Source organism: Acidobacteriota bacterium (assembly GCA_009861545.1).
Lineage (GTDB): Bacteria > Acidobacteriota > Vicinamibacteria > Vicinamibacterales > UBA8438 > WTFV01.
In genome coordinates this window covers 1-12,794 of the sequence record VXME01000028.1, presented here as the reverse complement: position 1 = coordinate 12,794, position 12,794 = coordinate 1, and the positions used below count along the sequence as shown (strand labels likewise).

General features: G+C 71.0%; 4 protein-coding genes. All 4 read right to left on the bottom strand.

Annotated features, from left to right (window positions below):
* Positions 1-460: 460 nt before the first annotated feature.
* The 4 genes from F4X11_04155 to F4X11_04140 all read right to left on the bottom strand — a co-directional run bounded on the left by F4X11_04155 (position 461) and on the right by F4X11_04140 (position 12,763).
* Positions 461-1,543, bottom strand: a complete 1,083-nt coding sequence (locus F4X11_04155; protein ID MYN64207.1) for a hypothetical protein — start codon at positions 1,541-1,543, stop codon at positions 461-463.
* A gap of 17 nt (positions 1,544-1,560) precedes the next feature.
* Entirely contained in the window at positions 1,561-6,042 is a 4,482-nt protein-coding gene (locus F4X11_04150) for a hypothetical protein (GenBank protein ID MYN64206.1), read from the bottom strand.
* Between the two features lie 100 nt (positions 6,043-6,142).
* On the bottom strand, positions 6,143-9,757 hold the full coding sequence (locus tag F4X11_04145) for a hypothetical protein (protein MYN64205.1): 3,615 nt from the start codon (positions 9,755-9,757) through the stop codon (positions 6,143-6,145).
* 87 nt (positions 9,758-9,844) lie between these two features.
* Positions 9,845-12,763, bottom strand: a complete 2,919-nt coding sequence (locus F4X11_04140; protein MYN64204.1) for a hypothetical protein — start codon at positions 12,761-12,763, stop codon at positions 9,845-9,847.
* Between the last annotated feature and the right edge of the window lie 31 nt (positions 12,764-12,794).

The following is a 12,794-nucleotide window of genomic DNA, read 5'->3' as shown; positions in this document are numbered from 1 at the left end:
GGATCTTCGTGATCTGGGACGGCATCGCGCTCGTCGCGAAGCGGATCGAGCATGTCCCGCACTCCGACCCGCCCCGCGTGGTCCTCAAGTCACTCAATCCCGAGTACGACAGCCACGAACGGCCTGCCACCGAGGTACGCGTCGTCGACTGCGTCCTCTGGGTCTCCAGACGGCTGTAGGACACGCTGGAAGCCGAGACTCCCGCGCCGCCGGCCGTTCCCCGTCAGATCAGGGACTCGTCGCCGCGTGGTCCCCGAAGCGCGGAAAGGACTTCGTCGATCCTTCGACGGGGAAGGCATCGTTCGAAATCGTGCAAAGCTGCGGCGGACCCGCCGGGTCTTGTCGCGCAGGGCAGGTTGGGCAGTTGATCCTCAAGTACTTGCGTGGTGCTGTTTGCGCGGGCCGGGCGTCCGTGGACCCGGTTCCACGCGTATTGAGTCGGTTCCGGCCTTCGGCGAACTCAAACTCCCCGGCCTTCGTTCGACGATTCGCGCTTCGCGGACCGGACTGGAGTCGCCGGTCTCCGCGCGCGTTCGGGGCGCTCGCGCGCTCCCGGTTCCGGCGGGCCTCGCCGTACCTGCAGTTGTCGCCCGTGCCAGCGGGCCTTGTATTCGAGCTGGCGCAGCAGCTCGCCGCGCACGCCCTCGACGACGATCGTGCCGGCGGCGAGGACGACCATGGTGGTGAGCTTGTGGTGGCGGTCGCGCTCGCGGTTCCTGACGTCGCGGGCGACGTTGCGGAAGCGCTCGAGCACGCGGGCCCGCCGCTTCGAGCCTTCGGCGGAGCGGCCGAGCCGGCGCTGGAGCCGTCTCAGCCGCCGCCCGTCGGCGTCGGCGCGCTCGTCCGGCCCCGGCGTTTCGACGAGCCGGCCGTCCAACTCCACGGCGACGCGCGCGCCGTCCTGGCGCACCACGGCGACGCCGGCCGTGGGCGCGGCCGTGTCGAGCGGGCCGCACTCGAACACGCACGACAGCATCCAGCGCTCGCCCGCGTCGCGCCAGACGCGGCCGTACACCATGCCGAGCGTCGCGCGGCTCGCGGGGCCCTCGAGCCTCCGGGCGGGCAGGCTCCCGCCGCGCCAGCGCATCCACCCGAACTTCGGGAGCCGGACGCGGTCGCCGTCGAAGCGGGTGGCTGCGCTGGCCACGTAGATCCCGGGCGCGCGCCCCTCGGGCTTGAACCTCGGCAGCCCCTGGGCGGGGCGCGGCTTCCTGTGCCAGTTGCGGAACGCGGCGTGCATGTCGGCGGCGGTCTGGTAGATCGCCGTGGAAGGGAACGGGTCCCGGTTCGCCCTGCGGCCGCACCAGTCCTGGGCGGCGGCGCGGAACTGCTTGCCGGTCATGTGCCGCCCGGTCCGGGAATACCGCAGGTTCGAGGCGCCGAGCAGCGCGTTGGACAGCTCGCGAAGCCCCTCGCGGCACCGGGCGAGCAGGCGCGCCTGCGTCCGGTTCGGGTACAGGCGGCACTGCCAGCCGACGTAGCGCGCCTCCCCGTTCCTCCGGGCTGCGCGCGCGCCGGGCGCGGTCGGGCGCTCGGTCACCACGAAGCTACTCCCTCCCCTCAGCGGAGCTTGATCCTTCCGCGGACGCCGACGGTGTGCTGGGCTCCCCCGAGGCCGCTCTCGCGTCGCGTGCCCTCGAGGCGCAGTCCGACGCCCGCGCCGAGATCGTACCGCACGCCGCTCGAGAACGCGCGCACGCCGCTCCCGGCCAGGTGGAAGCCGCTGTAGGGCGTGCCGTGGAAGCCGGCGATGCCGTACGCGACCTCGCCGTCCACGTTGGGGCCCATGCCGAGGTCGTGGCCGCCCACCGCGCCGTGCACCCCGCGCTCCCAGAGCTGGTTCACCCCGCTGCTATGGTCGCCGTAGGAGGGCGCCACCCGGATCGAGAGCCCCTGGCCGCGGGTCGCCGGGTCGAACATCAGCGTGCCGCCCATGCCCCATTCCTCGTAGCCGGCGCGCGCCGAGATCACGAACCGGCCGCGGCCCTCCGCCGTCAGCCCCAATCCCGGGTTCGTGTAGCGGAGCCCGCCGCCCAATTCCGCGCTGGCGCCGTTTATGGCGTCGCCGTTGTCGTAGCGCATCCCGCCCTCGAGCAGGACGGCCATCTCGTTCCCGGTGCCGGTGCTGAAGCCCTGAGTCAACTCCAGGGCGAGTTTGCCGCGCTGCATCTCGAGCGTCACTTCCTCGATCTGCGCGCTGCCGTCGACCGTGACCTCGCCGTACCAGCCCTCGGCCTTGAGTCGCACGCCGCCCGCGCCGCGCGTGAGCAGCTGATAGCTCGCGCCCCCCGCCCCTGTCAACATGCTCGCGGGGGTGGTGCGGAAGCCTTCGCGCTCGTCATCGACCTCGATGTCGCCCCGGCCGAGCCCGGCCGAGCCCCACACCGAGGCGACGCCCCCGCCGGAGAACCATGCCATGTAGGGATGCACGCTGGCCATGGTGGCGCCGTAGGTGCCCTTCACCGGGCTGGCCCCGGTCTTGTCGGTGAAGTCGAAGCTGCCCGAGGAGTACGAGCCCGCGACACCCGCCAGGATGTCGGATCCCACGCGCGCGTCAATGCCCGCGTGGGCGCTCACCATGTTGCCCTTCCAGTCGAGCGCGCTCTGGCCGGGCTCGCCGAGGTAGTGGTACTCGCCCGAGCCCCAGCTCGCCAACTGTGTGCCCGTGGCGGACTGCTGCTGCGCGTCGGACGCCCCCAGGGGCATCGTGAACGAGGTGCCGCCGAAGAGGGCGGCCAAGCCCGCCTGGTCGCCTTGGGCGAGACCGAAGCCTCCAGCGCCGGGCGCGGACAGGCTCGCGGCCATCGAAGAGAGTCCGTTCGTCTCGACGCGCCGCTCCATGCCCATCCCGCTGGCTACCGCGTCGACGCGGCGGGCGATCGCCGAGACGGTGCTCGATGTCATTGCCGCCGCCACGTGCGGCAGCACGCGCGTGTTCAGCCGACCCGCGCGCCCGACGGGGTCGTCGGTGGCCGCCGAAGCGGTATCCGACGGCGCGCCGACACCCACCCGGTTGACCGCCGAGACACGGTAGTGGCGCGTGCTCCCCGGCAGCAGGCCGGTGTGCTGGAACGCGGTGGCCCTGGACTGGGTGTTGGTCCTCAGATCCGTCCACGCGGTGCCGTTCTCCGAGACCTCGATGCGGTAGCCGGTGACGGGGGCGCCGCCATCGTAGGCGGGCGCGAGCCAGAACAGGTCGATCTGCGTGGACGTGACCGCCGTGGCCGTCAGCCCGGTGGGCGCGTCGGGCACGGTCGCATCGGTAATGGCGCTCGCCACGCGAGACGCCCGGCTCACGCCGATCCGGTTGATGGCCGAGACGCGGTAGTGGCGCCTGGTGGCCGGCTCCAGCCCCGTATGCACGTAGGTCGTGCGCGTGTTGTGCGAGTTGGCCACCAGGTCACCCCAGCGGGCGCCCCCGTCTTCCGACACCTCGATGCGGTAACCGGTGATGCGCGAGCCCCCGTCGGTCGTGGGCTCTCGCCAGGAGAGCTCGATCCGCGAGGTGCCGTCGGCTTCCGCGTCGAGACTTCGGGGCGCGCCCGGCACCGTCGCTTCGGTGGTCGCGCGCGCGGTGTTCGAGAACGGCCCGGTCCCCGCGGTGTTGATCGCGGCGACGCGGTAGTGCCGCGTGGTCGCGGGCTGGAGCGTCACGTCAGAGGCGGTTGTCGTTTTCGAGTTGGTGTTGCGGCGGATGATGATGTTCCAGTTCCTGCCCCCGTCGTCCGAGGCCTCGATCCGGTAGCCGAGGATGGGCGCGCCGCCGGTGTTGCGGGGCGCACTCCATGACAGGTCGATGCGCGAGGTGCCCACCGCCCGGGCCGTCAGGTTGAACGGTGCGCCGGGAGCCTGGGCGTAAGTGCTCGTGCTCGCCTCGAACGACCATTGGCCGGGTCCGATGCGATTGATCGCCGCCACCTGGTAGCGGTAGGCGGTGGCCGGCTGGAGGCGCGTGTCCGTGAATGTGGTCTCGTGCGGACCCGTATTGCGAGGGATCGTGATCCAGTTTCCGTCATTGGGGCCGCGCCTCCGGATGGTGTAGCCGGTGATCCGCTCCCCGCCGTCGGTGGCTGGCGCCTCCCAGTTGAGGGTGATGCTGGTGGGTCCCGCCGCCCGCGCGCGCAGGTTCCGGGGCTGGCCGGGCCGTGCGGCGTTGGTGGTGCCTCTGACCGCGGTCGAGGGGTTGCCCTGCCCCTGGGCGTTGAGCGCGCGCACCCTATAGTACCGGGTCGTGTTGGGAGCGAGACCGGTGTCCACGTAGGTGGTGGCCGTGCCCGTGGGGCCGGGCAGGAGGAATGTTCCGGGCCAAGTACCGGTGGAACTCCACTCGATGCGGTAGCCGGTGATGGGGCTCCCGCCGGTGTCGGACGGGGCGAGCCAGCGGAGGCTGAGCTCGGTGCTGCCCTTGAGGCCGTTCGGGGTCACCGTGAGGCTCGTGGGCGCGCCCGGAACGGTGAGATCGTCGGTGGTCGCGTGGGCGACGTTCGACCAGTCGCTCGTGCGTGCCCCGCTGAGCGCCGCCACGCGATAGTAGCGCTTGGTGCGGGGCGACAAGCTGGTGTCGGTGTGCCTCGTCGTCCTCAATCCCGTATCGGCCACAAGATTCCGCCATCCGCCGGTTCCCGTGCTCGACCACTGGATCCGGTAGCCGGTCACCGGGGCCGTGGCTCTGGACGGTGGCGCCGTCCAGTCCAACTCGATGGCCGATACCCCTCGAGCCTGGGCTGTCAATCGCCCGGGCGCGTTCGGCACGTCCAGCTCGGTGATGGCGCCTTCGATGCTCGAGGGAGTTCCCGTGCCGAAGGAGTTGATCGCCGAGACCCTGTAGTAGCGGGTCGTGCTCGGCGAGAGGCCCGTGTCCTGGTAGGTAGTGCTCGTGGTGCCCGTGTTGGCCACGAGCTCGCTCCATGTGCCGGTGCGCGTGCTCGACGCCTCGATCCGATACCCGATGATCGCGCTGCTGCCGGGGCTCAGCGGGGCGCTCCAGCTCAGATCGATCGCCGAGGAACTGACGGCGGTCGCGGTCAGGGCGCGGGGCGGCCCGGGCGGCGTTCCCGTTGACGTGGTGGCGCTCACCGCGGACGTCCAAGGCCCGAAGCCGATGGTGTTCCTCGCCCTGACCCGGTAGTGGCGGGTCGTGCCCGCAGCAAGACTCCCGTGCCGGTACGAGGTCAGGGCCGTGGTCGTCAGCAGCGTCCAGTTGATGCCGCCATCCGCCGACACTTCGACCTGGTAGTCGATGATCGCGCTCGCGCCGGTCGAGGCCGGCGCGTCCCAGTCGAGGTCGATGACCGACGGCCCGCCGGCCATCGCCGTCAGGTTGAGGGGTGCACCCGGTATCCCGGTCCCCGCCGTGGTGGCGTTCGCGAACCCCCAGGGCCCGAAACTGTTGGCGTACAGCGCCCTGACCCGGTAGTGGCGGGTGGCGCCCACCGGGACACCCGGATGCTGGTACACGGTCACGGTCGGGATCGTGGTCGTCAGCGGCGCGTACGTGATGCCGCCATCCGCCGACACCTCCACCTGGTAACTGGTGATCGTGTTCCCGCCGGTCGAGGTCGGTGGGCTCCAGACGAGGGTGATGCTGGTGGGCCCGGCGGCGACCGCCGTCAGACTGGGTGCAGTACCCGTTGTCCCCCCGGTCCCCGTCGTGGTGGCGTTCGCGTTCGCCCAGGTCCCGAAGGAGTTGTCGGCGTACTCCGCCCTGACCCGGTAGTTGTGGGTGGTGCCTGCCGAGAGACCCCGATGCTGGTACGGGGCCGCGGCCGGGATCGCCAACAGCGTGAACGTCGCGCCGGTAGTCGCCCACTCCACCCGGTAATGGGTGATCGTTTTCCCGCCGGTCGAGGTCGGCGGGCTCCAGACGAGGTTGATGCTGGTGGGCCCGGCGGGGACCGCCGTCAGATTCTGCGGCGAGGTAGGGAGAGTGTTCTGAACCGGAAGCGCGGCCGCGGGTGCCGCGGAAACGAATGGAATCCAGCAGACCACCGCGGCAGCAACCATGAGGGAGCGGGCCGGCGAGCCCAGTCTGTTCCGAATCATCCTGCCGTCTCCTTGTGCTTTGGGAGCGACGCGCGCGCGTCTGTGTGTGTGTCCGTCTCAATGGGTTGGAAAGCGTTCGTCCCGGTCCTCCGTGGCCCCGTCATCGCCGCCACGCCGCCGCGTCGGGCATCCCGCGGCTGAACAGCATCTCGAGCTCCGGCCTCCCGGATCGCTCCGCCGCGTCCATGGCAGCCCTGGCCGGGAGCGGCAGCTCGCGCAGGATGGCCCGCACCCGGCCGGTGCGCGGGTTGCGCAGGATGGCCGTCGAGAGATCGCTGTCGCCGTTCAGGGCGAACGTTCCGCCGGGGCCGGCGAGCGTGATGCCGGCGAGCTCGCCCGCCCAATCGGGCTCCGCCGGCAGAACGAACGCGAAGCTGGAGCCGCCGTCGCCGTCGGCCGCGCGGGGTATCGCGAAGCGGAACGAGAAGAGTTCGGTCCCGCCCGCCGTCCGGCCCGTCAGCGTGTACGCGCTGGCCGAGTCCGGGAGCGCCGGCGGCGCCTCGACGACGAAGGCCGGGTTCAGGAACGGCGTGCCGTCGGCGTCCGCGCCGCCCCACAGCAGGAGCGATGTCGCGGAGGCGGCGACCGGAACTGCGGCCGCGCGCGCCTCGAACAGCCGGTAGCGGAGCGCGTTGGCGAAGTGGTAGTCGCTGATGCCGTCCGGTGGACCGCAGTACGACATCAGGTCCGGGGTCGTGGGACGCACCAGTTGGCCGCGCGCGAAGTCGTAGCCCCAGGCTCCCGCCGATCCGTCCGGGTGCGGGAATGACGGATCCGGGTCGCCCGCGCCGCCGCAGGGCGCATGATGGAGACCCAGGTTGTGGCCGAGTTCGTGCGCGATGGTGCCCGACCGGGGGACCGAGAAGCCCGCGCGGCCGGGCAGGAACGCCAACCCGGAGGGCCCCGTCACCGGCCCGGCTATCGTGCCCAGGTAGTGGCCGCTCCCGCCTTCCAGGACGCGGATCGCCTCCGTCTGCTCCATGAGGCGGCGGGCGTCGTTGCTCGAGCTCAGCACGGGCTCGTGCGCCGTCACTCCGAGCGCCCCCACAGGAAGGAGCGCGCGTACGTCCGCGAGCAGCGCGTGGCCCTCCGGGTCCGCCGCCATCCCCCGGACCGCGTCCAGGATCGAGGAATCCGGCGCCGGCGCCCACAGGAACGGAACCACCGTCAGTTCGAGCGGCGGCAGAGCCCACACGTCGATCGCCAGCCGTCCGGTCGCCGGAATCCGCCGCGCGACGCCCAGCGCGGGGTCGAGCGTCCCGTCCGGGTCCACCTCGACGACCATCTCGAGGCCGGGCCGCACCACGCTCCCCGGAATCTCGGCGCTGACCGACGTGGCGAGGGAGCCCTCGTCGACCTCGGCCGGGATCGCTTCGGACTTGCCGGGTACGTACTCCACGTGCGGCTCCCGGCCGTCGACGAAGAACCGGGCCCGAATCGCCGGCACGCCCGCGTCCGCGGCCCGCGCCGCCGTCGGGAACACGCGCAGCAGCGCCCGCTTGCCCGCGACCAGCGGGACCGGGAACGCGCGCGACTGCACCGCCTGCACCAGATACGCCGCCGGCGCCTCCCGCTCGGCGCAGGGGACGACGCGGCGCGTGTGGACCCCGTCGAGCCAGGCCGCGAAGGCGGGGTCGGCGGGCGCGCACAGCCCCGTGCCCCCGGCCAGGAGCTGCTCGAGCCGGTCGAGCGACGTCAGCTCGGCGGGCAGCGGGCCCGACATCCGGGGGTTTCCGGTGAGCCCCAGCCCGCGCAGGCTCGCGAGCCCCCCGAGTTCGGGTGGCAGCGGGCCCGACAGGTCGTTGTTCTCGACCCGCAGGTACTCCAGCGACCGGAGGCCACCGAGTTCGGGCGGCAGCCGACCGGAGAGGCCGTTGCCGTCGAGTGCCATGTGCGTGAGTGCGGACAGGCCGGCGAACTCCGGCGGGATGGCGCCCGTGAGGCCGTTGTCGCTCAAGCGCAGGTACTCCAAGTGGACCAGATCGCCGAACTCGGGCGGCAGCCGGCCCGCCAGCCCGTTGTCCCAAAGCTGCAGTTCGACCACCCTGCCTTGGTCGTCCGCCTCGACCCCGCGCCACTCCCCGAGCGGGGCGTCGGTGAGCCAGTTCCTCGCGTCGATCCAGTCGCGCCCGCCCGTCGCGTCGTGGAGCATCTCGAGGATCTCCCGGTCCGTGGCGGGCGCGCACTCCGTCCCGGTGCCCCGCAGCACGGCGATGGCGTCCAGCCACGCCCGGAACACTCCGTCCGCCGGGCCGCACAGCTCCGTGCCGGCGTAGTCCAGCTCGTCCAGCGCCAGGTCGAGCAGGGTGCGCGGCAGTCGCCCGGACAGCGCGTTGTCGCCGACGCGCAGTGCCGTCAGCGCCGCCAGGTCGCCCAAGCCTGCCGGGAGCCGTCCCGCGAGCCCGTTGCCCGCCAGGTCGAGGGTCGCGACGCGGCCCAGGGAGTCGGTCTCGACCCCGTGCCACCCCGTGAGCGCCGCCTCGTCCAGCCAGCCCTCCGAGTCGGTCCAGCCCTCGCCGCCCGCTGCCGCGTGCAGCGCGGCCAGCGCCGCCAGGTCCCTCTCGTTGCAGAACGGGCCTACCTCGGTCTGCCCGATCCCGTCCAGCCAGGCCATGAACTCGTCGGTGCCCGGCGCGCAGAGACCGTCGTTGCGCTCGAAACGGAGCCGCACCAGCCCGCCGATTCGCAGGAGACTCCGTGGGAGCGCGCCCGTCAGCGCGTTCCCGTCGAGGTACAGGTATTCCAGGTATGGGAGGGCGCCCAGCTCCGGCGGGACCGGACCCGCCAGCGCGTTGCCGCTCAGGGACAGCCCCCTCAGGTGCGCGAGGCTCCCCAGTTCCGGTGGGATCGGACCTTCGAGCCCGTTGCCGTCGAGCCACAGCCCCTCGAGACCGGCGAGATTCCCCAGCTCCGGCGGAATCGGACCCGCCAGCGCGTTGCCGCGCAGGCGCAGGTCCCTCAGGCGCGCGAGGTTCCCCAGCTCCGGCGGGATCGGACCTTCGAGCGTGTTGCCATCGAGCCACAGCTCCTCCAGACCGGCGAGATTCCCCAGTTCCGGCGGAATCGGACCCGTCAGCCCGTTGGCCCGCAGGTTCAGTGAGGTCAGGCCCGAGAGACTCCCGAGTTCCGGCGGGATCGGGCCCCGCAGGCCGTGCGACACCCACTCCCCGGTTTCCCCGTCCTGGCGGCCGCCCAGGTCCAGGCGGGCGACCCGGCCGAACGCGTCCGTCTCCACCCCGCGCCACGCCCCCAGCGGCCCGTCGCCCAGCCAGTTCGCGTCGTCGGCCCAGTTCGACCCGTCCGTCGCCGAGTGGAGCGCAGCCAGCGCCGCCCGGTCCCCATGCTCCACCGACACCGTCACCGTCGCCGTGCCCGAGACCGCCCCGACCGTCGCCGCGACCGTCGTCGTCCCGTTGCCCGCCGCCGCCACCAGCCCCGCCGCGCCGCCCGTCGCGACCGCGGCGTCGACGCTCGTCCAGATCACCGCCACCCCGGCCATCGCCCGCCCGTTGCCGTCGCGCACGCTCGCGTCCAGTTGCACGGTCGCGTCCGGCGCCGTGAGCGATGCGGCCGCGGGCGTGACCGTCACGCTGGCCACCCGAAGCGCCTCGGACGGAGGGCGCGTGGCATCGTCGCCGCACCCCGACGATGTCCACGCCGCAACCACGCAGATCGCCAACGAGGGGACACGAATCCGTGTGCGGTGGTTCGTCATTGCTGAATAGGGAGCAACCCCCCGCCCGGCGAACCGGACGGGGGGTTGCTGCTGCCATCGGTCAGGCCGATGGAGTTGGAGGGTTGATTAGCCGCTGGGTGGAATGGCTGCCGGGGCGCCATTGTTCCATGCACCGCTTCCGGTCGCCCTGGTGTCGACGCGAAGGTGGGTCGCGGCCCGCAGGTCGTCCGAGTCGAGGTCGGGGTAGGTACCGCCGGTGACATCGTCTACCCAGGCAGCCGGATCAACAACGAGGTCCATCCTAGCCAACGACCACTTGCCAAAGGAGGAGGATCCTGGGGTCAGGTTCCTCGTTATGGTGGCCGATGCGGTGGGGATGACGACCCATCGCATATCGTTTGTGCCAACCTTGACAAGCAGGGCGACTCGGTGCGCCAACACCGGGCTACCCGGTCCAGACCAGGATGCTGCGATCGAGTCTGTCGCTGCGGTTGCATGTCCCTTGCGGGTCACCGTGACGCCCGTGGCGCCATGGGCCACAGCGGCAAGCGTCTTTTCGGCGCTGGTGGCGGCGGCTGCGGTGGCGTCTGCTTCTGCACCTACCACGTCGATTCCGACCGTGATGTCGAGTTCACCGTAGTTGCCGGCATCGGCGTCAGCAATGGTGAACGTGGTCGTCCGCTTGTGCGTTACCGAAGTGCCGTCGGTCACGTCGGCCCGGTCGGTGTCGCCGCCAACTGTGGCCGGGTCTTGCGCAGGGGTGGGGGTCCCAGTGAACCCGCCCGGGGTGAACGTAGCGCCGTCTGCGACGGAGTAGGAGTTGCCGCCGCTGGTGGTGGAGAGGTTTCTGGTGTCGAACTCCCACTTCACCACGATCGTGGTCGAATCTTCGCCGTTGACGAGGGGTGGGGTTGCTACAGAGGCCCCCTTCACCTTCCCTCGGCTGACGCTCGTGATCCGCGGCTGGACGCTGTTCCCCGTGAAGGTGCCGAACTGCAAGGTCTGGCCGGGGATGACCGCGATCGCACCGCCGGGCCTGGTTGCCGGCGCATCGAACCAGACATAGTTCTGCGCGTCCACCACATTCTGGTAGTTCGGATCGGAGTAGTCGGACTGTTCGAGCTCCCGAGGCGCGGCGCCGAGGTAGACGGTGCCGCTCAGGGTGGGCACGTGGACGCTGAACGTCCCGGTCCCCGTGGTTGTCGCGTCATCCAGCTTTGTTGTCATGCCCGCGTCGCTGTACGCCGTGACCGTAACCTCGGCCAGGGGCTGGCCGCCTCCCGGACCGGTCACCAGGCCAACAATCTCGGTGGCCGCGTAGCCTGTGAAATCGATGCTCTGGCTCCCCCCGGCGATGGCCGAGGCCTGGCGGCTGGCGGGTATGAAGTGATAGCCGGACTTCGTCGGAGTCACGTCAACGAGCGGGTCATTGTTTGGCTGGATTTCGACGATCGCCGTGTAGGTGCCGTCTGATCCCGTCACGAGCTTCCCTGATCCCTGCCCTGATCCCGCGTTGAGCGGGGCCTTGCCGTCCACCTGGATCTCCACGCCCTTGATCGGCGCGTTGGTACCGGCTTCCGTGACCGTGCCGGTGATCGCGACGGTGTTGTTCGCGCCGCTGAGGGAGATGTCGTGTCTCGTCGTCGTGTTCGCTGCGAACTCGGGGACGGCGGTGTTGGCGTTGTCGGTGGAATCCGCCTTGGCCGCCGGGAATCCAGCCCTCTCGGTATTCACGAAGAGCTGCCCCCGCATGGCGCTGATGCCGGACACGATGTAGCGGCCCAGGTCGTCGGTCGTGGCCGTCATGCCGTTCACGCTCACGGTTACGCCTTCGAGGCCAACGCCGAGCGTGTTCCGAACGAAGCCGTAGAGGGTGGCGGTCGATGGCGTGATGTCGAGAGCGACATCGCTTGCAAGGGGGCTGAGCGCGCTGCCCAAGCTGACTTCGCTCCCCTTGTCGCCCATCCTTGCCCTCCAACCGCCCGGAAGACCGAGCTTGTAGGCGCCGGCCGCCATGGTACCGAAGTCGAACGCTACGCGCTCGTCCAGCGGTGTCGTCGGGTCGTTGCTCTTCGCGGTGGTGAACTCCCGTCCGACACCCGCGAGATTCTTGCCCTCGACCGGGTCCAGGGTGACCTCAATCCCGGATACACGCGCTGGGTCTGTCATCCTGAATCCGGCGCCGGATTTCGAGACGCCCCTCTTCCAAACCAGCCCGCTTACGTTGTGGGTGCTGACGACGGCGAACGAACCGCAGGCGGGGCCGTGGTCCTGGCCCGTGGGCTCAGTCTCCGTCAGCGGGCAAAGCTCCACCGTGTGCCCCCAGCCGCCCATCGCGCCGAACGCACCGCCCATCACGCCGTTCTCGTCCATGTTGCGGTAGGCGTCGAGTTCCGGCTTGTCCAGCAGCATGTAGCCGTCCGCGGCGCTCGCCCGAACGACGATGTCCATGTCCGCCGGCAGGTGGGAGAAGGTGTGTACGCCCCTGCCGCCGCTCGTGTTCGCCCTGGCATCCCAGTCATCGTTCGAGATCGGGCTGGTGAACCTGCCGCCGCTCCCACTCGCCTGCCGGACCTCGAGATCGACCAGCGACGCCCTGACGTCGCCGCCCAGGACGTTGCCCGTGTAGCCGCGGACCTGGTCGCGCTCGTGGTGCACGTAGATCTTCAGCGTCTGCGTCGTGTAGGTCACCACGATCGGGTCGGCGTCCATGGTGCCCGCCACCGAGAGCCCGGTGTGCGTGTACCCGCCGCCGGACGCCTCGTACATCTCGCCGCCGTCCAGATCGTCGTCCTGGTCGTCGGCAGCCGTGAACGTGAAGCTTGCCGGGACCGACTCAACGGTGGTCGTGAAGGACACGCTGCCATCGTCGCCCAGCGCCGTCGGCGCGCCTGCGACCGCGGCATCGCCCATCATGACGCTGATCGCCCAGCCGCCAAGCGCTTCGCCGCCGCCGTATTCGGTCATGACCGTCGCGCCGCTGATGTTCACGTCGACGTTCAGGTTGACGATGTCGTTGGCGTTCGCGCCCGAGGTCGCAAACATCTGCGGATCCCAGGAGACGGCCGTCATGCCG